At 40.8% G+C, this 21,077-nt stretch carries 19 protein-coding genes; 9 read left to right on the forward strand and 10 right to left on the reverse strand.

Annotation, left to right across the window (positions count from 1 at the left end):
* Positions 1-230: 230 nt before the first annotated feature.
* The 3 genes from AACT52_RS17450 to AACT52_RS17460 are packed head-to-tail and all read right to left on the reverse strand — an operon-like array spanning position 231 to position 4,729.
* Positions 231-1,313: a patatin-like phospholipase family protein gene (locus AACT52_RS17450; RefSeq protein ID WP_083630398.1), complete on the reverse strand. Its 1,083-nt coding sequence runs from the start codon at positions 1,311-1,313 to the stop codon at positions 231-233.
* On the reverse strand, positions 1,273-2,223 hold the full coding sequence (locus tag AACT52_RS17455; RefSeq protein ID WP_073632662.1) for a diguanylate cyclase regulator RdcB family protein: 951 nt from the start codon (positions 2,221-2,223) through the stop codon (positions 1,273-1,275). The genes AACT52_RS17450 and AACT52_RS17455 overlap by 41 nt, the downstream gene beginning before the upstream one ends.
* Before the next feature lies 1 nt (position 2,224).
* Complete coding sequence (locus tag AACT52_RS17460; protein ID WP_073632664.1) at positions 2,225-4,729, reverse strand: dynamin family protein; 2,505 nt, start codon at positions 4,727-4,729, stop codon at positions 2,225-2,227.
* A 181-nt stretch (positions 4,730-4,910) separates the two neighbouring features.
* On the opposite strand from AACT52_RS17460, the gene AACT52_RS17465 reads away from it, so the two are divergent.
* Positions 4,911-5,213, forward strand: coding sequence for a hypothetical protein (locus AACT52_RS17465; RefSeq protein WP_073632666.1), 303 nt, complete (start codon positions 4,911-4,913; stop codon positions 5,211-5,213).
* Positions 5,214-5,349: 136 nt separating this feature from the next.
* Here AACT52_RS17465 and AACT52_RS17470 read toward each other — a convergent pair whose 3' ends face one another.
* On the reverse strand, positions 5,350-5,655 hold the full coding sequence (locus AACT52_RS17470) for an aspartyl protease family protein (protein ID WP_073632668.1): 306 nt from the start codon (positions 5,653-5,655) through the stop codon (positions 5,350-5,352).
* 246 nt (positions 5,656-5,901) lie between these two features.
* Between AACT52_RS17470 and AACT52_RS17475 the strand changes: the two genes are divergently transcribed.
* Positions 5,902-6,456, forward strand: a complete 555-nt coding sequence (locus tag AACT52_RS17475) for a Uma2 family endonuclease (protein WP_073632670.1) — start codon at positions 5,902-5,904, stop codon at positions 6,454-6,456.
* A gap of 75 nt (positions 6,457-6,531) precedes the next feature.
* Here AACT52_RS17475 and AACT52_RS17480 read toward each other — a convergent pair whose 3' ends face one another.
* Both AACT52_RS17480 and AACT52_RS17485 read right to left on the reverse strand, forming a co-directional pair.
* The gene (locus AACT52_RS17480; protein ID WP_233153981.1) at positions 6,532-6,753 is read right to left on the reverse strand and encodes a hypothetical protein; all 222 of its coding nucleotides are present in this window, start codon (positions 6,751-6,753) and stop codon (positions 6,532-6,534) included.
* A 409-nt stretch (positions 6,754-7,162) separates the two neighbouring features.
* Entirely contained in the window at positions 7,163-8,530 is a 1,368-nt protein-coding gene (locus AACT52_RS17485; protein WP_073632672.1) for a GH1 family beta-glucosidase, read from the reverse strand.
* A gap of 142 nt (positions 8,531-8,672) precedes the next feature.
* On the opposite strand from AACT52_RS17485, the gene AACT52_RS17490 reads away from it, so the two are divergent.
* From AACT52_RS17490 to AACT52_RS17500, 3 genes are all read left to right on the forward strand, one after another.
* Complete coding sequence (locus AACT52_RS17490; protein ID WP_073632674.1) at positions 8,673-8,879, forward strand: hypothetical protein; 207 nt, start codon at positions 8,673-8,675, stop codon at positions 8,877-8,879.
* 315 nt (positions 8,880-9,194) lie between these two features.
* A complete protein-coding gene (locus AACT52_RS17495) occupies positions 9,195-9,362 on the forward strand; it encodes a hypothetical protein (RefSeq protein WP_198940950.1) in 168 nt (55 codons plus the stop codon).
* Positions 9,363-9,511: 149 nt separating this feature from the next.
* Positions 9,512-9,652, forward strand: coding sequence for a hypothetical protein (locus tag AACT52_RS17500; protein ID WP_158054678.1), 141 nt, complete (start codon positions 9,512-9,514; stop codon positions 9,650-9,652).
* Positions 9,653-9,722: 70 nt separating this feature from the next.
* Here AACT52_RS17500 and AACT52_RS17505 read toward each other — a convergent pair whose 3' ends face one another.
* Entirely contained in the window at positions 9,723-10,886 is a 1,164-nt protein-coding gene (locus tag AACT52_RS17505; RefSeq protein ID WP_073632676.1) for a sulfate ABC transporter substrate-binding protein, read from the reverse strand.
* Positions 10,887-11,477: 591 nt separating this feature from the next.
* Here AACT52_RS17505 and AACT52_RS17510 point away from each other — a divergent pair.
* Positions 11,478-13,661 carry a HEAT repeat domain-containing protein gene (locus tag AACT52_RS17510; RefSeq protein ID WP_073632678.1) on the forward strand — a complete coding sequence of 728 codons (2,184 nt, stop codon included), beginning with the start codon at positions 11,478-11,480 and terminating at the stop codon, positions 13,659-13,661.
* Positions 13,662-14,576: 915 nt separating this feature from the next.
* Here AACT52_RS17510 and AACT52_RS17515 read toward each other — a convergent pair.
* Positions 14,577-15,053 (reverse strand): hypothetical protein, encoded by a 477-nt coding sequence (locus tag AACT52_RS17515; protein WP_073632680.1) that lies wholly within the window; start codon positions 15,051-15,053, stop codon positions 14,577-14,579.
* 17 nt (positions 15,054-15,070) lie between these two features.
* Positions 15,071-16,123, reverse strand: a complete 1,053-nt coding sequence (locus AACT52_RS17520; protein ID WP_143172821.1) for a hypothetical protein — start codon at positions 16,121-16,123, stop codon at positions 15,071-15,073.
* A gap of 441 nt (positions 16,124-16,564) precedes the next feature.
* On the opposite strand from AACT52_RS17520, the gene AACT52_RS17525 reads away from it, so the two are divergent.
* The 3 genes from AACT52_RS17525 (at position 16,565) to AACT52_RS17535 (ending at position 20,789) form a co-directional block, all read left to right on the forward strand.
* A complete protein-coding gene (locus AACT52_RS17525) occupies positions 16,565-16,759 on the forward strand; it encodes a hypothetical protein (protein ID WP_073632684.1) in 195 nt (64 codons plus the stop codon).
* 74 nt (positions 16,760-16,833) lie between these two features.
* Positions 16,834-18,096: an AAA-like domain-containing protein gene (locus AACT52_RS17530; protein ID WP_073632686.1), complete on the forward strand. Its 1,263-nt coding sequence runs from the start codon at positions 16,834-16,836 to the stop codon at positions 18,094-18,096.
* A gap of 53 nt (positions 18,097-18,149) precedes the next feature.
* Positions 18,150-20,789 carry an AAA-like domain-containing protein gene (locus tag AACT52_RS17535; RefSeq protein ID WP_073632688.1) on the forward strand — a complete coding sequence of 880 codons (2,640 nt, stop codon included), beginning with the start codon at positions 18,150-18,152 and terminating at the stop codon, positions 20,787-20,789.
* A 75-nt stretch (positions 20,790-20,864) separates the two neighbouring features.
* Here the strand turns inward: AACT52_RS17535 and AACT52_RS17540 are convergent, their stop codons facing one another.
* Positions 20,865-21,074, reverse strand: a complete 210-nt coding sequence (locus AACT52_RS17540) for a hypothetical protein (RefSeq protein WP_073632690.1) — start codon at positions 21,072-21,074, stop codon at positions 20,865-20,867.
* Positions 21,075-21,077: the final 3 nt, after the last annotated feature.

Consider the following 21,077-nt stretch of genomic DNA (forward strand, 5'->3'; position numbering starts at 1 on the left):
TGATATTTTAGAAACAAAACTAAATAATGGCTAAAACCTTTATCCAGCAAGCATTATAAAAATAAGATGCGTTTGCCCTGGGGGTTGAGAAGCTGGTTAGGGAAAGTGTGTTGGAAGTCAGTGTTGTTTATTCGTGTTGTGCGGGAGTGGTAAATCTAGCTGTATACAAAATGTAAACATCGTATACAAAAGGCGTTTTCGTAAAATGCCCTTTGCAACGCCTGTTAGGTTTAGTCAATATGAAAATTATCATTGTCTAATTCATCTATTGCCTCATCTCGTTGCTTTCTAGCTTGATTTGCTCTTTCATGAAAATGGAGAGCACGAGCAACGCTTTCACAACAACGTTGAGTATCTTCATAACCTTGTTCAATCCAAGATTGAATATTATTGGCATCAAAGCCTATTAAATCTTTTGCAAAACCTTGACGTTTTATAACTCTTCCTGGACGAATTTCTAAAGGAATGGTGTTTGGAAAAGCCTTTGAAAAAGCATTACGATCCCATAAACTGCCATCACTTAGATGATTGACAATAACATGGGTACAATTTGCTAATTCAAGCAATGGAGTAATGGGAGTATTGCCCTGGACATTTTTTATACCTCCTTGACCACCATCCGAATAGAAATAGTTAGTTTCATTAACCTCAATCTGTTTAGCCTTAAATAGCAGGGGAATAGCAGCTGAAGCAAGAATGGCTATGGGTTGTTGAGTTCGCTTCAGGGATTGAATATGTAAAAATTCAGAATGTTTAGTATTAATTAAGTTTACTGACGCTAGAATTGCAGAAAATAAATCATTTAAGCTACCTTGACTTCGATATACGGAAACATATAAAGGTAAACCTTTGTGGAGTTTTTCTAAGTCTAAATACTTGTCTAACAACTTATGGATAGGACTTTCGTCCCCCAAACCTATGTTTTCTAAAAATAGAGTCTGAAGATTGGCTACAGTTGATAATGCATTACTTGTTTCATCTGTTAGTGGAGCAACTTGACCAAGCAATATCCGACCAATGTAGTTAATTGTTTCTGTACTGTTAATCTTGATAGGACTATTAGCAGCAAGTGAGTTCCAAATTTCTTGTAAATGTGTTGATGCTATCTTGAGATTGGGTTCTGCTGCTACAACTGCACCATTTAAAGCACCAATACTAGCACCAGCAACGGCATCAATTGAAATGTTCATGTCAGCTAGGTATTTAATCACACCTACATGATATGCACCTCTAGCACCACCGCCAGATAAAACCAAGCCTACTCGATAAGGTTTAGTAGTCATTATTGCGCTGTATTCGTTTTTTGTTTTCATACATTAAATGGTTAATTGCGTATTCTCCCGAAAAAACACGAGGAAAATCATCAGGAAATCCAGATTCAAGTAAGGCAGCATTTTTAATCGCCCAAGTAACAGGAGCATTTTGTGAATCTGCCCAATTGCTCAAATAGCTAAGTGCTTCACGCGATTCTTCAGGTAAATTTTGAATGGGAGATAACCATTCTTCTGGAAACATTAACTGAGAAACATCACCTTTTAAATCCGTTTTCATCAGAATTAAAGCTTTATCACCTAACTGTTCCATCAGTTGATGCACTTCGCTTGTTCCAAATTCTTTTCGGCAGTAGATCCCAAAGTTACCCCAGTAAAGTTCATCTATCATTAAATAGAGTCCTGCTAGCGGTGGATATTTCTTCAACTGTCTTGCTTGCCATTTGGTAGATACCTGATCCAAATGAGCTTTAGCTGAGAGGTATTGAACTTCAGACTCTAATTTAGTCCAACGCTTATCAACTTGAATTTCAAATTGTTCAAGGCGTTGTTTAATCTTTTGCACATTTTCTGCTTGCTTTTTGTGTTGCTCTTGTAAGAGCATCACACCTTGACGGGTTTCTTTTAACTTACGTGCCAAGTGAGCAGTAGCTATGTCACTTTTAGCTTGATAGAGTTGAATATCCTCTAGCCAAATAGAAACTATTTTAATGTTAGTAGTGATACTACGGTCAATGATTTGTTGACGTTGTGCTGTCCTACCAGTGATGTTATCCCAGATTCTTGTTAAGAACTTATCGTTAGTTTGGTCACGGAATCGCAAATGGTCATCAAGAACTTCAAGACCGTTGACATAATCAACTATTGCTTTTTCTGTTAACTGAGGATGTAGCTTTCGCAATTCATCCAGTGTAATTGGGTTGTCTCCATCATTCTGATTAAATTCTCTCATATCATTGCAAGTTCTGCTCGATGCATTGAACATCTTGTTTGTGCAGTTCTGCCCGTCCTTTCAATTCAATAATTCGTTGCTTTAGCTCTTCGTACTTTTTGGCATCCAGGTTATGATTGTTAATACTATCTTTCAAGTCTCCTCGGAATTTTTCAAGATAATCTTTTAAATCATTGAAATAGTCGTCTAATAGAGGCTTGAGTGTTTTATCAAATAAATCTGTGTTGTTTGTGTTTAATTTTTGAATACTACTATCAAAACTGGTAAGTACTTCTTTCTTTATACGTTCCATATCAACAAAGAACTTATATACTTTTTCAGGGTATTCATAAGTCTCGTATCCCCAATCAGTCTGAGCGAAAAGACCACCAAAAAATCGCAATACATGACCCAGCCAATGTTGAACCTCTCTAGATTCAGGTCGTAATATTGTTTCACTAGGGGTTTGTATGCTTGATAGCAAAAGTCCAGTAAAATCAATATCATTACGTTCAATATCTAACTCTGGCACAACAAATTGCAGTGCAAACCCCTCATCTTGTAATCGTTTTTTTGCATTGTCTAGTATTTTTCCCACTCCATCTGTAATTGTTTGATGAATTGTTTGTTCAAGACTATTTGATAAATTTATTAGTGCTAATTGTAGTTCAATATCACAATCAAAAATAATAGTTTTAATCGTTTGATTTAATTTGTCTAAAAACTCCTTTCTTTCTGTTTCAGACTCGAATTGAATTTTTGGATTATTAGGATTAAATAGAGGATATGTTTGCACATCATTACGATATCTTGGTTGCATATTTTCTATTTTCTCAAATATGCTTGTCAATAAGCTAAAAGGTCTTATCCTGCGTTGTTTTTTCATACCTTCAAGTATTTCTTGTTCTTTTTGATCTAGTTCCTGCTTTTCTTGTTTTTTACCCTCCTTAAAGTAATCTTCCAAAGCTGTTTTCAACTTCTGCTTCACCTTTTCATACTCTTCTGGAACAGCTTCTAAAAACTCATTTATCAACTGTTTTAACGCTTCATCCGCTTTAGTTTCAGCATTTTTAACTTCTTCTATATCTTGTGCCAAACCATGTATCAGTTGAGAAATATAGTCTACAGTTTTAGTCAAAGTAACACGGTGTAACTCTAGAAAATCCTCCAGTTTCTTTCCATAATGAGACATTTTGCGAGTAGCAGATTGCATACTAATCAATGCAGCTGTATTTGCTGCTTTTAAAATTACTTTGTTGATAGGTTGGTCAAAGTTGCTGCCCTTAAGTAGCTTTTCTGTATTAAGACGAACTTTATCTATATCCTGAATATTGTCTTCCCAGTTAACACCCAAAACCAGTCGAGCAAAATCTTCCACCCAAAGATTTTCTTTATTTCGATAATCTGGTAAGCATCCATTTCCCTTAATCTCGTTTAGGGCACGATTAGAGAGGTAAGCATGAAGAGCAGATACCGGATACACTCGCTCCTGTGTAATTCGCCCTTGCAAGAAAATTTCCGCAGCATAACGTTTTACTTCCTCAAATGTCATGCCGTTACGATCTCTTCGATCAAACTGATTGACGAGAATAAACAAGTGGTCTCCAGTCTGCTCAATCTGGCTTAGTAGTTCTTTACGAATTTGACCTTCCGCTTCAGATTTTAATTGACCGTAATCCACAACTGCTAATACTGCTGATGCTTTTGCTATTTGTTTTCTTAGTACCTCGCGTAACTTTTCACCCAGTATCAGTTCATTAGGACCAGGTGTATCTAATACAGCAAACTTTCCTATGGTTAGTGGCGTTACATTAGCTAAATGGTAAAACTCTACTTCAATAATCGGTAAATCATATATATTTTCATACTCTTCAATGGGAAAGTGAACCAGAATACTGGAGTCTATAGCTAACCGCATCAAATCATTAAGAAACTTTAAAAAATTGAATATGTTCTCTTGCCGCTCATAGCGGTCTTGAAACTGATGAAAGTTTCCCTCAAGAATGCTTTGAATTAGTTCTTTTCCATCTGTGTCTTTATACAGTTCTACTGACTCTAAGTTGTTACTCTTTTCCAAAGAAGACAACTTTTCCTTTATCTTATGAACCATTTCTTCAATAGGCTGATATTTAGGGAAATATAAAACAGGTTCTTTTTTCCCTATTTCATGCCTAATTAATGTTGGCAAGGAAGTCATTGGATGATTACGAGTGGGTAATATCTCTGAGCCGACAATGGCATTAATGGTAGTTGATTTACCGGCTTTCATGGTGCCTACTACTGCCAAAACCATTTCTAGCTCGTTAACCTTTTGTGCTTCGTCATTAATAGTCTTTTGCCATTCTTTCACTGTGGGGATGTCGGTTCTTTGTTGTTCATCCTCACTACTTTCTTTGAGCAAGTCAGGCGTTTCCAATAACTCATCTAGAAGAGCATTCTGATTCTTAATCAGGCGTATAATCTCTTCACAAGTTGCTTTAATTAAATCAGCGTGCATCAATTTTCCTCCTTGTTTATCAAGTTGCATGATTTCAAATTGATTCAATCTTATTGGATTTTGGACAAAAAAATGTTAGCGTTAAACTTAAGCGAACAATAGTTCCACATAATAAATTGCCTCAGTTCGTTTTTGAACTGAAGTAAATGTCAACTGAACAAAAGTGTATAGCTAATTCGGTTGTTTGTAACAGGAAGTAACATGATTAAAGATGAGAAATTATGGAAGCGAACAGACCATGATTACTAAAGAAGAAATTACCATCAAAGTGCCGTCTGAGGTAGCACAGGCATACCGTAATGCCTCTGAAGAAGAGCGTGAACAATTGCAACTCAAGATTGCGGCAATTATGCAGTCTCAATTTACTACTGATAGACAAGAGGCGATCTGCGCGCAGCGCAGCAGCGAAGCTATCGCCCGTCTGAGAAACACGATGGATAAAGCTAGCCTTGAAGCACAAGAGCGAGGATTAACGCCTGAAATCTTAGAATCGATTTTGAATGATGACGAATAAACAATAGATAAAATACTACGTGCTGAGTTCTCATTCTAGAAGCGCTTGAGTTTTTCCGCAGTTTCAGTCATGTTATCGTTTCTCTTGAGCAATTGAGATACGAGGCTTAATTATTCAATTTTAAACGCGACCAGTATCATGCAAATTTTGGACGCACTTCAAACACCAACTGAGAACGGTAAAAGCAAACATCAAACTCTCGAAAAAAGTTCATCTGCCCCAATAGTAAGGGTATATCATTCGTTTGCGCCCAAGCAACAGCTAAGTCAACACTTGGAAATTGCCCTACCGTCGCTTCCACAATCAACCCACGTGCTTCAATAGGAGCTAGATTGCCTGCTAACCTTAGCGATACGGTTTGTTGCTCCCAGACTGCGCCCAGTTGCAGACCTATATCATAAGGCAATACATTGACAGAAGCTCCTGTATCTAGTAGCCCCATTCCCTGCACAAACCGTCCCTGATAATTTCTGGATGTGTAGGCGGTCGTTTGGTGAGAATTCTCATATTTTTATATATATCTCCTCGACTAGAATCTACACAACTTTCGCGCTCCAATATGAGCCAAAAGCCTGATTATTCCGTTGAAAAAATTTCATTGAGTCTGCGAATCGACGTTGGGCTGGGCGCGACTTGGTAAATATGCGAAAATTAGAGAAACTGCTCTCAAAGAAGAAGACTCACCACCATGACAGTGACCACCGCTAAATGGAGCCTAGAAGACTATCATCGCATGATTTCAGTCGGTCTTTTAGTAGGTCGTCACGTCGAGCTATTGAACGGGGAAATTATCAATATGGCACCAGAGGGGCCAGAACATGCCCAACTTAGCACTGATGCTGCTGACTACCTGCGCGAACTGCTCGGTCAGCAAGCCCTGGTGCGAGATGCCAAACCTATTACTCTCCCCGAAAGCAGTTCTGAGCCAGAACCTGATTTGGCTGTTGTTGAACCGCGCCGAGTTGAATATCGAACCCGTCATCCTTACCCGGAAAACATTTTTTGGCTGATTGAGTACGCTAACAGCAGTTTGAGTAAGGATTTGGATGCTAAACGCAAGACTTATGCTGCTGCGGCAATTAAGGAATATTGGATTGTAGACTTAAAACATCGACAAGTCAAAATATTTCGTGAACAAGTCGAGGGCGATTATCGCTGTGAACTCACTTTGACAGATGGAGAAATTAGCCCTTTGGCATTTCCAGAAATTACGGTTTCTGTGCAGCGATTATTGGAGGGGTGATTTGCAGGCGGAAAGTGAGATATTTAGCGATCGCTTAATGGTAGTAATGATCAAGAAGTAGTCAGGAGTCAGGAGTCAGCTTGGGAGGAGTGTGCGTATGCGCAAGGCGTGGCTCCGTTGGAGCATCGCCTTTTTGCGGTTTGCTCGTTCAGATAAGTCTGTCGGTGCATCTTGCAAGAGGTGTTGAGGGTGTCCACCCCGCCTATCAACCAAAGTTCTACCTGCTTGCAAGTTAAGCCAGCGCTCAGCAATCAAGCGTCGGATCAACTCACTCTTGTCTGTTTTCTCGTGAGCCAAGATATCAGCTAGTTAGCGTTCTGTTTCTTCGTCTAGTCTGACAGTAAGCATGGCTTTTGTCATACGTGTATTGCAGTTATTACAAGTGTAACAGAGGACTTTTTACCAGAGCGATTCGCCTAAAGGATAATCGCCTATGCTGAGGGATAAATCTCGTAGAGACGTTGCATGCAACGTCTCTACAAATTCTACAAACCATCAAAACTAATGACATGAACTACTAGCTGCGGAGTACTTTTTGTTCAGGACTTACGCACTGAAAACCCAAAACCTCGATCCCCCCTAGCCCACGCCAGTTGCTTCAACGGGGGGAACCCCCGCAACGCACTGGCTCCCCTTAAAAAGGGGGGAATCTTAAAAGCCCCCTTTTTAAGGGGGTTGGGGGATCTCTTCTGCGTAAGTCCGATTGTTAAACGACTCGGTTCTGACGGATACATTCTGCGTACCATTCAAAGCTGGCTTTTGGGATGCGTTTTTGTGTTTTGTAGTCCACATAAACAATCCCAAAGCGTCGGGAGTATCCCCACGCCCACTCAAAGTTATCCATGAAACTCCACAAGAAATACCCTTTTAAAGGATACCCTTCACTGATGGCTTGATGAGCTGACTTTAGGTGCTGGCGTAAGTACATAATTCGGTCAGTGTCAATGACTTCACCAGTAGAATTCACTTCATCTTGTGCCGCACAGCCATTTTCAGTAATGTACACTGGTAAGTCATTGCGCCCCAGCGTTTCGCTAATATGACGAATGCCCCAATAAATACTTTCAGGTAAGATATTTAGCCAGGGCATATGCATTTGCGGGTAGCCTTTGGGAAGGTTGAGGAATTCGTAACCATCTTCATTATTAGCAGCACGAACATAAGTGCCAGTGTAGATGTTAAGACCAAGGGAGTCGAGGGGTTGGTGAATGATTTCTAAGTCACCAGGTTTTATACTTGGGGCATCTTCTTTCAACTTTGCCAGCATTACTGGACTGTAGGTACCAGTGAGGGCTGGGAAGATAATGCCGCCATTTTGTCCACAGGTGTGAAAGGCGCTTTTTGCTGCTGCAATATTGGCAGGGGATTCATTGATGGGAACTGTAACGGCGATGTTATCTACCAAAGCAACTTTACACGGAACGGGTGAAGCCGCACGGATAGCTTGACACCCCAAGCCATGAGCAAGTAAAGCATGGTGAGAAGTTTGCCAAACTTCCTTTCGACTCCTAAGTTGCGTCCCTGGGGCGTGGGGTGGTTGCTGCTTTTCGTTATAACTCATGTGAGTGAAACAGGGAATTTCGTTGAGAGTCATCCAATGAGTGATGCGATCGCCTAACCGCTTTACAACTGCCGTGACATAATCAGCGTAATCGTATGCCATCTGCCGACTTTGCCAAGAACCGTATAAGTCTTCTAGTGCTTGGGGGCTATCCCAGTGAAATAAGGTTGCGTGCGGAGTGATGCCGTACTGTTGTAAGCAATCTACCAATCGTTTGTAGAAATCAATGCCTTCTTCATTGACTGCGCCACGACCATCAGGAATGATGCGAGTCCATGCGATACTAAAGCGATAGTGTTTGATGCCCAATTCTGCCATAAGCTGCACATCGGCTTTGTAGCGATGATAATGGTCGCAGGCTACAGCACCCGTATCACCGTTGAGAACCTTTCCCCGAGTAGCGCTGAAGGTATCCCAGACACTGGGTTTGCGTCCACCTTCTCGGTATGCTCCTTCAATTTGATACGCAGCAGTCGCAGCACCCCAGTAAAAATCTTCTGGAAATTTATACATAGTGATAATTTTAGGCAACTTCACTATTCTCTGGGAGAATGACAAAACGTGATAAATCAAGTTATTGTAAAGATTGATAACAGAGCCCGAAATTTCTCATGAAGAAGTTGTATTCGACAGAACCACATAGATTTTTCCGGTTATGATGTTAATCCGTGACCTCGTTCAAGAGGCTATAACAACTGGATATCTGAGCATTGCAGCGGAAGAACAATTACGAAATCTTCTGAAGAAAAAGTACGAGTTGGAAGATTTAGATGCTTTCATGAGGTTGCAAGAAGCTGCTTGTTCAGGGAGGATTCGGCAGGAGTCCCGTGAATTGAGGTGTGACTTGCAGCAGGTGCGATAATTGATGGGCGATCGCAAAGGTGCCAGTGCTACGGCTGGGCGATCGCCATTTCATGTGATCGTTGCAACCGGGCGAGCCTAAAAGTAACCTTTGTTATAGTGTCACTTAATGAAATATCAGGTCATTGGACAGACTCTGTGCGCAGCTTTGGGAGTCTGTCTTTGTTGTTTTTTTCTTTTTCCGGAAATTACTGCTCATAAAGTGATGATCTAAATAGAGATTTGGGCATATAGATGAAGGTACAGGCAATGATTGCAGATTTATCGATGCCTCAAGAATCACACACGTCGAAACGACAACATAGAGGTGAATGCCATGACTACTGTAGAAATGGACTCCAAGAAACAGGAAAACAAATCCGCTAAGAAAAAACAAAAGTCTTTTCGTCCCACGAATATTGGTACTCCTCAAGCACCTTTACGCCCACGTCAGACAAAACAGCAGGAGCCTGAGCTACTGAGCGATTGGGAGCATTCAAGTTGATTTTGACAAGCCTTAAAGCTCGTAAAATTTTATATTTTTAAGTAGATATCAGTGAATGTGATTCCGCGCAACTTGCACAAACGTTTATTGAGTCTTGTGCAGGAACCAAAGTTATAGCTTTTGGTTCCTTATACCAATTCTTTATGAAGATGCATAGAATATTAAAAAACGTAGACGCGCAGCGGCGTGCCGCAGGCTACCGCCAAGACGAGCCAGCGCTGCAGGAGGGTTTCCCGACAGCAGGCGACTGGCGTCGCCAAGAGCGCCAAGAATGGAGGTTATTTATTTAGTGCAGCTTCACATTAAATTGGTATTAGTCTCCTTGTCCTCGATTAGCGGTTGAATACTTACTTTAGGGATCTAACCTTTCTTAGCTGTATTGACGGTACGCAGAATCTTGGCAAAAATGGCGTTATCACTAAAAAACTTTTGCCCAATCGTAGCCCAACCGCCATAATCATTAGCTGTTGCGATTTTGACTTGAGGGTATTTATCAACAAACTCTTTTGCTTGCGCTACACTCGAATCAATTGGTCGGTAACCAGTTTGAGCAAAGATTTGTTGAGCTTCCCGAGTGTACAAATACTGAATAAACGCTTGTGCCACTTCGCGGGTGCCGTGCTTGTCTACATTTTTATCAACAATAGCAACTGGGTTGTCAATCGAGAAATTGACATCAGGAACAACGTATGGAGGTTTTTCGCCACTTACAGCTTTCAACAACACTTCATTTTCGTAAGTGATCAGAGCATCTCCTTTGCCCCCCTTGAAAAAGGTATCGGTTGCCTCACGGGCACTTTCAGGCAAAATAGGAACGTTTTTAAAGACATTAGTGACAAATTCTAATGCCTTTGACTCGTCTCCTCCGGCTTTAATTGCTGCATTCCATAACGCTAAGAAGTTCCAGCGTGCGCTTCCAGAGGTTATGGGGTTCGGCGTAATCACACTGACTCCATTTTTTGTTAAGTCTGTCCATGTTTTGATGCCTTTGGGATTGCCCTGACGGGTGACAATTGCGGCTACAGACTTGCTAACGATACTGTTGTTAGAAAACTCTTTCTCCCAACCTGGTTGAATCAATCCTGCTCGCTCAATCTTTTGAATATCTGGAGCAAGGGATAGATGTACTACATCAGCTTCTAGTCCTCCCTCAACCACCCCAAGAGCTTGAGCACTAGAAGCGCCATAACTCTGCTTAAAGGTGACATTTTGGTTACGCTCTTTTTTCCATTTTTCTACAAATTTGGGAATAATCTTGTCATGGGCAGCTTTGGTGACGGAGAAGGAAACAAGGTTCAGTTCAATATTGTTCTGTTGAGCGATAAGATTGCCGCTCTTTCCAGAATAAGTCGTGCTTGAAACATTGCTACTACTTGCGGCGTTAGCAGCAAGCACGACACTCAAGCTGACGCCTACAAAAAATAGAGGTATAAAACTTTTAAAAAATCTCAGCTTAAATCTACCTTTTGATAGTTGCTGATATCGCTGTCTAATTCTCCGCAAAGCTGAAAAAAGAACCGCCATCCAATCGATATTAAGGGTTAGATGCCTGCTCACTACACTCCTCCTATACGCAGTCTGTAGTAGTTATTATTTTTTCCATTAATAAACACAACGTTTTTGCTGTACTTACTCAAGGCAAATATATACGGTAATTTTGTAAGAATACCGTACTTAATTTACTAATACGACAAAATAGCTATGTGATAACTATTACTTAATAAATCCTTAAATATTTTTTAACCAACCAAAATGTACTAGACTGCGTGGCGTGCGATCCGCACCATCACAAAGCAGCGCAGTGTCCGCGCATAGCGATCGCTATTCGGGGTAGTGGCAAAGTCAATCGCAAAAATAACCATTGTGATTTTGTAGCAAATATTTAGTCACAGCATAAAATCAGAATTTTGTCAAAAATTTGTCTAAAATGAGAACAAAATAGGGCAGAACGCTATCAATTATCACAATGGACAAAGAGCAATAGTCTCTTGGTCGTATTGTAAGTTAGGGCTCCTTTCAAAGATTAGAGCGAAGAATCACCGACGCCGACATCTTTCAAACGCTAAAATAAGCACAACTTCTCGTTGCTATCTTCTTCTTTGCTCAGTCTAATTCATGACCAAGTATCCTAGACAACCTTTCTTAGCATTGCTGAAAGTCGCCCTCTTGGGAGTTTCATTTCCCCTGCTGTTGACAAGTCATAATTGGGCGCAGGCATCTAAGCAGGACAATAGTCTGGTATACGCTCAAACAGCAGCGCAGTCTCCACTCCAACCGAGTCAACCAGAGTCAGCAAAAAAGACAAATCCACCGACTCAGAAGAAAAAGCAGGAGGAAGGGAAAAAATCTGAGCAACAGAAAATGCAGGATCTGTCTTTGATTGTCCTGGGGGTAATGCTTGGGGAAGTCGTGGTTGTGTACCTGGGAGTTCTCTGGTTGCGTCCGCTTTGGTTGCTGTGGCTACCTGGGGAATTGAAGCTGCCTAAGTTAGGAATCATCCCAGAATTCAAACTACCACTTCCTGTGTTGCTTTGGCTGAAATATCGACCCAGGGTGCTGGATTTTTGGGTGAAGAAACACATTGACACTTTCGCCCTGAACTTTGTCAAGAATGAGACAGTTGCTGAACGCAAGTATTACGTTTCCATACCAGTGCGATTAGACACTGAGGAGATTAAGGAACTGACTGCAGAAACCTTGAGGAAAACTTTTAAACAAAAGCGAGTGCGACTGCTGATTTGGGGAGAGGGAGGTTCGGGTAAAACAGCCCTTGCTTGTCAGATTGCTAAATGGGCAATGGAAGATGAACAGTCCAAACGCCTGACAGAACACAAGATGTTACCAATCCTGATTGAGCAAGAACTTGACTCCGATCTTGGGGAAGGCAAGAAGCCTTTGATGGAAGCAATTGCTGGAGAGATCCAGGATGCTTGCGACAACGAACAACTGATTTCTGATGAATTACTCGAACAACTTCTCCGACAGCGCCGGATACTGGTAATTGTGGATCATCTCTCAGAGATGAGTACACACACCCGTAACAAGATTAAACCCGCTTTCCGAGACTTTCCCGCTAATGCTTTGGTAATTACCTCGCGAATCGAGGAAAATTTCAAAGGAATTGACACCAAGATTGAGACTCTCCGCTTCGATGGAGAGGAGTTGGTTTCCTTTATCAAGAATTACCTCAAGCAGCTCAAAAAGTGGCATTTATTTGAGAACGAGGACGAGCCAGGGGAGTTGTTGCAAGAGTGTGCCAAACTTCAACGCATCGTGGGTGACAAGAAAACGATTACAGTTTTGCTGGCTAAATTATATGCGGAGCGGATGATTAACGCTAAAGAGAATATATCAGCATCTGCTCGCTCGCTTGACAACATTCCAGATCTGATGCTTGATCACCTAGAAAAGCTCAACCGTCAGGCAGAAAGAGTCATCGGGCAAGAATATCCCACAGTCAAAGACGATGCCAAGGTGATTGCTTGGAAATGCCTGGAACGGGAATATAAACCAAGCTATGTAGAGCGTGAGGCAGTGGTTAAAGCCTTGGGGGAAATTAAAGCTGATGCGCGCCTTCAGTATTTTGAGGGAAAGCTCCTTCTAATCAAGTCTGGATACAATAAAGACACAATCAGCTTTGCTCTCGATCCGTTAGCTGAGTATTTGGCTGGGCTATATCTGGTAGACAGTTACCGCGAAAACGAGACATCCTGGCGGGAGTTTCTGGCACAAGCAGAAAGCAAACCACAGGAAGAAATTAAAGGTTTTTTGCTAGCAGTGAGAGACTGCTGTCTCTCCAAAGGCTCACAAGCCAAAGTACCCGGTTTTGTCGCAGAGGAACTGGGCAAACTCGCAGGAGTGGATCTCGAAGCCCTAAAACAAGAACAACTGAAGCGACGCATTCGACGCTTAACGGATGATCTGTTTGTTCCAGAGGTAGAAGATAGGCGACGTGCTGCGGAAGAATTAGGCAAGATTGGTGCAGCAGCTAAATTTGCAGCTCCTACTCTCCTGAGAGCTTTGAAAGATGAGGATTCTGAGGTACGTGCCATTGCCGCCTCTACCTTGGGCAAATTAGGTAATGCCTCAGAGCCAGTGTTGCAAGGACTACTGGCGCTGCTGCAAGATCAGGATTCCTATGTGCGTCTTTGCGCTGCCGAGGCGTTGGGCAAGTTAGGTAATGCCTCAGAGCCAGTGCTGCAAGGGCTACTGGCGCTGCTGCAAGATCAGGATTCTTGGGTGCGTGAGGAAGCAGCTAAGGTGTTGGAAAAATTGCGTAATATTCCTGTGATTATTTAGTAAGAAAAATAACTATATACTTGGTACAGTAGACATCTCCAGAAATGAATTGTGCGTTGTCTACAACCCTTGTACCAGAGGTGCCATGGCACGTCTCTACATTGTTTTTTGGAGAGGTCTAGTAGATTAGCTTCCGTTACCATAACCCAACACCGTTGCCGATAAGACAATTTGCAAAAATCACAACAAGTGTAGAGACGTTCCATGGAACGTCTCTACACTTGTAAAATCTATGGCAGATTCATGCGACGCGCTCGTCGCAAAGCGTTCTGTGAGGGATACGCTATCACAAAAAATCCTTAACTGAACGGTATTGTACCATAACCCGCGCACATCCATCTGTTACTCAAACAGCATTGCCGTCTACCAAGCGATCGCCCACAAGAGTAACTACCAACATCAGTTAGTATCGAGCAAGTAACGGTTACTCAATCGTAAATATTCTCTTGGGGCAAAGCTTAATCAGGTAAATTAGCACTAACAGGGTTTTTATTTACGTCGTCAGTCATTTTTTGTCACCGAAAATCGGAGGGCGGAAGCCCCTGAATTCTATTCATGGGGAGGAAGCCCGTAGGGGATTTTAATCCCCGTCCCATATCCACCGAACACAATACGAAAAATCTGCGACAATAAGTATATGCCGAAATAGGAAACGCACTGTTGACCCGACAGGAACGGCTCTCTAGTAGGCAAGAGACGGCGAGTTGTCTCGGCTAGGGGTAGAAACATATTGCTTGCTTCAGACGGTAATCCAATGTGTTTCAGGGGCGTGGGGGTGAGTACACCCTCTGCGAAAGTACCACGCCTGGAGGCTCGGCATTTGTGTTTCGGAACCTGCACAGGAACCAAGCCGCTACCGTACAGGGCTGCTAAAAGCCCCCGCATTCTATGCGTGGGGAATGCGTTACACAACCTCTATATTGTGCCTGGTATGGAATCACTATCTTCACCACCTCGAGATCCGACAGAATTCGCTAATTCTGTTAACTCGTTAACCAAAGAGCTAATTACAGCAACTGCCCCTCCGCCAGCAGCTACAACTTGGCTGATTCTAGAAAACACACTAATTAACTTTCCAAAAATGCCAATAAATGTATTAAACTTTTTTAATTCATCGATGGCTGCTTGTAAATCGTTTATTGTTTTCTCTAAAACTTTTGCAGCTTCGCTTTGTTTAATATCAGTAGCTATTTCCTCAATTGCCTGATTTGCAGCTTTATTTGCTTCATTTAAAAGCTTTACCTCCTCATTAAAAATAAACGCGTTTTGATTGTTGTTTATTAAACCTTCCTCCAACAAATCTATTCTTTGTTTTGTAGATACTTTCACTAAATTGATGATGACTTTTGTCAATCTCAGCAAGTCCTTTTTAGTCAATAAATCATTAGCCATTGGTAAATCTCCTAGATTCAAAGAGTTCTATTTTTATGCAAAGATTTTACTGTTTGAGAATATTCACTCAAAATTTCTTGAGCTTTTATCATCTCACTTTCTTTTAAATCCAATTTAGTAGACAGATTGTTTTTTTCTAAATCATTTTCTCTTTCTGCTAAAACAGGTTGGCATAATTGCTTTATTTCCTCCGTACTAATAGCATCTTTTCCTGTACCTTGAAAAACATCTTTTAGTTCAGAATGAGCTTTTGCAGTTGCTTTAAGTACATCAATATAGTTTTGAGCATTATCTTTTTTCTCTTGAACTATTTTCATTGCTTCGTTGTAATCTTTTTCGACTTCTAAGGCTACAGGTATCTGTGGCTCCTTAGATGTTCTTAGCGTTGCAAAATATGTTTCATAATAGCCGTTAATTTGTGTTTTTTCTATCTCGACAATTCCATCAATATAACCTTCTTGAGCTATGTTGATTAACCCGCCATTTTGCTCCTCATTATCTTTTAAGCTGGAATTTCCTTTAATGTAAATTTGTAAAGAATTATCAGCACATAATATCGCTTTTTTAAGGGCTCTTCCTCTTTTTTCTTTAGACAAAGCATTGACAAAAATCTGGAATAAATTGGTTCCAGCTTGTACAGTAGTTTTAGGAAGTGTAAAAGTTCCAACCTTTAAATTTGTAAGTGCTGTTTGAAGCTCACTGATATTCTCATCGAAAGAAACAGTCTTTCCACTGGCAACTTGACCTAGTTGTTTCATGTAATCAAGTAACACACTATTAGCACTTTTCACTCTACTGATATTGGGTTTATTGTCAGAGTTACATCCTTGTAATGTATTCTCACGCGTTTCTATACCATTGGAAGCAGTTAAAATAATATAGTTAACTCTTCTTAAACAAGAGTCATAAATATCCTGTGCTAGCAAATCAGAAGATTTTTTAATGTCAACCTGATGCTTTGTAACAAAATCTTCAACAGATTTAAAATCACGACCACAACTGTTTAATAAAATTGTCACGGGAATGAACAAAACAAATAACTTTAAAACCTTATGAAAATTGTGTTTCATGATAGTTATCAATATTAAAAAATTAAGTGGGTTGGACTGCATATGATTCAACGCTCAAATCGTTGTTTCAGAAATTGCATAGCCTTCTCTATGTAGAATGCCAACTTTGAGACTACGGAAGTTAAGCATGAATGAGCTTTGCTTCCGTATCTAATAAGTTCATAGATGTAGGCAAAATTAACTTATGCAGTTTCGGATAGAAAATGCCCACCCTCAGATCTTGCACCTCTCCGTATAAACCATGATTAAGTAAAAAGCACTGAAATAAAGTTACATTAGATTATGAGCTTTTGATCGCAAATAAAGCACTTGGCGCTTAATACTTAGTAAGTAAATAACATCATTTATTTTGGTGCAAGATGTCAGTACCCGAAGATTTGTGGTCTAATCATGTGAAAAGTGCTGTATCTAGAACTTACGCATTGACAAAAAAAGCAAGATATGGGTTATCAAACTTCGCTTCCTGTTGTTACCGTAGCAGAAGTGCGATGGCGCAGAGCGCCCGCCAAAGGCGATCGCACTTTGGGCACTGCGCTGCGCGTCCGATCGCTGTTTGTTGTTGCTGTGGAAAAAGAGCGATCGCCCTATGCCCTATCGAGGAGACACAGGGAGGTGTTGGTGGTTACTGACTGGTGACTGACTTATTACTGATTTTTAGGGGTATCTGAGAAATCATAATATGATTCAGCATAATTACTACTCTAACTCCAATGCCACGCTCACTTAAAGTTGGTCAAGAATATATCACCAAAGTGAAAGCTGCCGTCCAACGTCAAGGTTATCCGCGCCAAAAAGATTTGGCGGAACATTTACGGATGTCTCGTGACACTGTTAGAAAGTTTCTCAACGGTTATGCCGTAGATTATCTGAATTTTATAGAGATTTGTGACAGGTTGGGACAGGATTGGAAAGCTATAGCCGCTACTGATCGCATAAGCAATGATATAGAGGCAAGGTTGGAGCCGTATGCAGATGAGCCAGAGGTAGAAGACTTCATTTATGTGGAACGTCAATCAATTGAAGCAGTGTGTTATCAGACATTATCTCAACCTGGTGCGCTGCTGCGGATAAAAGCACCGGGGTTGATGGGGAAAACCTTCCTGATGACTAGGGTGGTGAACAAACTTAGACAAGAAGGACACCGCGCAGTCTGCTTAAATCTGGGTTACGCAGAACAAGAAGATTTGAGTAACCTAAATAGCTTTTTGCGGTGGTTTTGCATTAGCGTGGGGGAACTGTTAGGATTGCCGAACTGCCTAGATAAATACTGGAATGAGAAAATATCTACTAGTAAAATGAATTGCTTTGGCTATTTTCAGCGGTATTTATTGCCCCAGGCAGAAAGCCCCTTAGTTATCTGTATAGATGAGGTAGAACGGTTATTTAACCATCAAGTGGTAGGAAAAGAATTCTTGGTGCTATTACGAGCATGGCACGAAACTGCAAGAACCATACCAATTTGGAAACGACTGAGGTTAGTCATTGTTCACTCTACAGAAAATTATATTCAGCTAAATATCAATGAGTCACCTTTTAATGTAGGAGTGCCGATAGAGTTACCAGAGTTTACACCCCAAGAAGTGGAAGCTTTAGCCCAAAAATATGGATTAGATTGGGAGATGGCAAAGGTAAACCAGTTAATGACGTTGGTAGGGGGACATCCTTTTTTAGTCAGGCAAGCTTGTGAATCTCTGCAAAGGGATTCTCATATGACATTAGAAGCATTGTTACAAACTGCCCCCACGGAAGCAGGAATTTATGCTAATTATTTGCGGCGGTATTGGGAGATACTGCAACGTCATCAAGAGTCTTTGCAAGCGCTTAAAACCGTAGTGACGGCAACTGACAAGGTACGCCTTGAACCAAAGCAAGGCTACTGGTTAAGCAAATTGGGGTTAGTAAAATTAGTGGGGAATGAGGTGATGATGAGTTGCAATTTGTATCGTCAGTATTTTAGCGATCGCATTTCCTAATGAGCAGCAAAACCTACAAATCACCATTTCTAATTTTTCATTTTTAACTCTCTATGAATATTACAACCAATTTCACCTATCAAGTTGGGGGAAGTCTCTTTGTTGATGCGCCTAGTTATGTCAACCGTCAAGCAGATGATGAACTTTATCATGCTCTAAAGACGGGAGAGTTTTGCTATGTCCTCAACTCCCGCCAGATGGGCAAATCTTCGCTTAAGGTGCGCGTGATGCAAAGATTACAACAGGAGGATATTGTCTGCGCTGCAATTGATATTACCGCCATTGGTACTCAAGGGGTAACATCGCGCGAATGGTATGGTGGATTAATTTATAATTGGGCTTTACAATTTGAACTGCCAGCAGATTTTGATTTCTTTGCTTGGTGGGAACAGAGGGAGAGTATTTCCCCTGTGCAAGGCTGGACGGAATTTTTGGAACGGGTACTATTACACCATATTCACAAGCAAATAGTCATTTTTATTGATGAAATTGACAGTCTCTTAAGTATCAATTTTAAAGACGATTTTTTTGCTGGTATCCGTGCGTGTTACAACAAACGCACAGAAAATCCAGAATACAAGCGTTTGACGTTTGCCCTGTTGGGTGTGGCAACACCTTCGGATTTAATAAGTGATAAAAATCGCACACCCTTTAATATTGGTCGAGCGATTGAATTAACTGGGTTTAAGTTTGAGGAATGCCAAACACTTGTTCAGGGATTGGTGGAAAAAGTTAGCAATCCCCAAGCAGTGCTGAAAGAAGTTTTAGATTGGACAGGCGGACAACCGTTTCTTACTCAAAAGCTTTGTAAACTCATCCTCACAGATGATGAGAAGTTGAGTGTGGAAGAATTGGTGCAAAGGTGTGTTATTAAGAATTGGGAATCACAAGATGAACCTGAGCATTTGCGGACGATACGCGATCGCATTCTAAAAGATGAGCAACGTACTCCTAGGTTGTTAGGACTATATCAGCAGATTCTGCTACAAGAGGAAATGGCAGCAGATAAAAGTCCTGAACAAATGGAATTGCGGCTTTCAGGGTTGGTAGTCAAGCAAAAGGGCAAGTTAAGAGTTTACAACCGCATTTATAAAGCTATTTTTGACCAGAATTGGGCTAATCAAATATTAGCGCAGCAACGTTCTTACGCCGAGCAACTAAAAGCCTGGTTAGATTCTAATTGTCAGGATAAATCGCGGTTATTGCGAGGAAAGGCATTGCAGGATGCACTAATTTGGGCAGATAGTAAAAGTTTAACAGATGAGGATTATAAATTCTTGAATGCTAGTCAAGAAGAACTGAACAAACTACGAAATCAGCGGCAGCGAGTTACCCGGGGATGGGCAGCTAGCATGACGATGATTGTGGCTGGAATAGGCGGATGGCTATTTTGGCTAAGTAAGACTCCTTATGTATTATCTCCAGAACGATTTAGCCAAGGAGAACGTACTTTTTTTCTAAGTGATGAAAATTCTGGTCAACTTAAGGGGATTGAAGAGTTTAAACAAAAGCATTTTAATAATGCTGAAAAATTTTTTAAAAGAGCTAGTGATGCTAATCCTAATGATCCAGAAGTACTGATTTACTACAACAATGCAAAAGCATGGGCAAAGGGTCATCCTTTTACTCTGGCAGTTGCTATACCTTTAGATAAGAAAAAAAAATTTGCTACAAGAGTATTGCAAGGAGTAGCATTAGCACAAGATGAATTCAATAGCAAACGAGGAACTCATCGGTTATTGAATATAATTCTTGCTAAGGATAATGACGAGCCAAAGCAAGCTAAAGAAGTTGCTCAAGAATTGACTAAAGATCCGAATGTTATAGGAGTGATTGGACACGTTACTAGCGCTGCAAGTAAGGAGGCATTACCTGAGTATCAAAAAGCTCATCTGGCGATGATATCTCCCACTAGCACTAGTACCGATCTGAGTGGTGACGGTTTTTTCAGAACAGTTACTTCTGATAGAGTAACTGGTGAAAATTTAGCAGATTATGCTATTAAGCAGAATATTAAACAAGTTGTTATTTTCTATAAAAATGATGCTTATGGTCAAAGTTTGAGCACTGCATTTCAAAACTCCTTTACCACGCGAGGAGGGAAAATTGTAAAAAAACCAATAGATTTGATGCAATTACAACTGGATGAATCTCATAGTTTGATGAAAGATATTATCTTAAAAGATAAAGCCGATGCAGCTATATTTTGTACAAATACAGAGGTATATGATGTCGTCTTAAAAATTATTCAAGCTCAAAATAATATACCCAACTTGCCAAAAAGGCTTAAGCTACTCGCAGGGGATGGTTTGTATGGAGATAAAATTTTGCAGAAATCGTTTGAAGGCTTGATTCTTGCTCCAGGTTGGTTTGAAAAAGAAGAAAACGGAAAAGAAAAAGAATTTACAAAAAAAGCTAGTGCAAGATGGAGCGGTCAAATTAGCTGGGACACCGCTACTAGCTATGATGCGACAAAAGCTTTTATTCAAGCTATATCTATGTCTGAGAACCCTAATAGAGAGACTGTACTTCAAAACTTGAAGTCAGTTCAACTTGAACCGAAGGACACTTCAGGAGATGAACTCAATTTCTCGAAAGGTGAACGCAAACAAAAATCAGTGATAGTCAAGTTAGTTGGAGGTAAGCGTTGTCCACCAGGCGAACAATTTTGTTTTGAACTGGTTTCTCATTAGAGCAGTTGCTGCGCTTTTACCCCCACCCCAATATTTATTTGTCGGGTGTCATTGTCATTCCACCCAACTTACTTATTATTCCTTCCCTGGAGTCGGTGCTAACAGTCCTGCCAAACCGCCTAACGCCCCAGTTCCTAATCCTATGAGAATTTCTGGAATTTCTTTATCATTGGCTTGCAACCATACCGCACCACTAATAGAAGATATCAAGGTTAATGATAGGGCGCTAACTACAATCCGGTAAATCCAACTGTCAGTTTGTAAAGGTGTCAAGTTACGTTTCATATG

This window comes from Scytonema sp. HK-05 (assembly GCF_963872035.1).
Classification (GTDB): domain Bacteria; phylum Cyanobacteriota; class Cyanobacteriia; order Cyanobacteriales; family Nostocaceae; genus Kalymmatonema.

Coding starts and splice junctions, on each gene's coding strand:
- AACT52_RS17450 (WP_083630398.1), bottom strand. CDS start 1,313: ATGAAAACAAAAAACGAATACAGCGCAATAATGACTACTAAACCTTAT.
- AACT52_RS17455 (WP_073632662.1), bottom strand. CDS start 2,223: ATGAGAGAATTTAATCAGAATGATGGAGACAACCCAATTACACTGGAT.
- AACT52_RS17460 (WP_073632664.1), bottom strand. CDS start 4,729: ATGCAACTTGATAAACAAGGAGGAAAATTGATGCACGCTGATTTAATT.
- AACT52_RS17465 (WP_073632666.1), top strand. CDS start 4,911: ATGAGAAATTATGGAAGCGAACAGACCATGATTACTAAAGAAGAAATT.
- AACT52_RS17470 (WP_073632668.1), bottom strand. CDS start 5,655: ATGGGGCTACTAGATACAGGAGCTTCTGTCAATGTATTGCCTTATGAT.
- AACT52_RS17475 (WP_073632670.1), top strand. CDS start 5,902: ATGACAGTGACCACCGCTAAATGGAGCCTAGAAGACTATCATCGCATG.
- AACT52_RS17485 (WP_073632672.1), bottom strand. CDS start 8,530: ATGTATAAATTTCCAGAAGATTTTTACTGGGGTGCTGCGACTGCTGCG.
- AACT52_RS17490 (WP_073632674.1), top strand. CDS start 8,673: ATGATGTTAATCCGTGACCTCGTTCAAGAGGCTATAACAACTGGATAT.
- AACT52_RS17495 (WP_198940950.1), top strand. CDS start 9,195: ATGACTACTGTAGAAATGGACTCCAAGAAACAGGAAAACAAATCCGCT.
- AACT52_RS17500 (WP_158054678.1), top strand. CDS start 9,512: ATGCATAGAATATTAAAAAACGTAGACGCGCAGCGGCGTGCCGCAGGC.
- AACT52_RS17505 (WP_073632676.1), bottom strand. CDS start 10,886: ATGGCGGTTCTTTTTTCAGCTTTGCGGAGAATTAGACAGCGATATCAG.
- AACT52_RS17510 (WP_073632678.1), top strand. CDS start 11,478: ATGACCAAGTATCCTAGACAACCTTTCTTAGCATTGCTGAAAGTCGCC.
- AACT52_RS17515 (WP_073632680.1), bottom strand. CDS start 15,053: ATGGCTAATGATTTATTGACTAAAAAGGACTTGCTGAGATTGACAAAA.
- AACT52_RS17520 (WP_143172821.1), bottom strand. CDS start 16,123: ATGAAACACAATTTTCATAAGGTTTTAAAGTTATTTGTTTTGTTCATT.
- AACT52_RS17525 (WP_073632684.1), top strand. CDS start 16,565: ATGGGTTATCAAACTTCGCTTCCTGTTGTTACCGTAGCAGAAGTGCGA.
- AACT52_RS17530 (WP_073632686.1), top strand. CDS start 16,834: ATGCCACGCTCACTTAAAGTTGGTCAAGAATATATCACCAAAGTGAAA.
- AACT52_RS17535 (WP_073632688.1), top strand. CDS start 18,150: ATGAATATTACAACCAATTTCACCTATCAAGTTGGGGGAAGTCTCTTT.
- AACT52_RS17540 (WP_073632690.1), bottom strand. CDS start 21,074: ATGAAACGTAACTTGACACCTTTACAAACTGACAGTTGGATTTACCGG.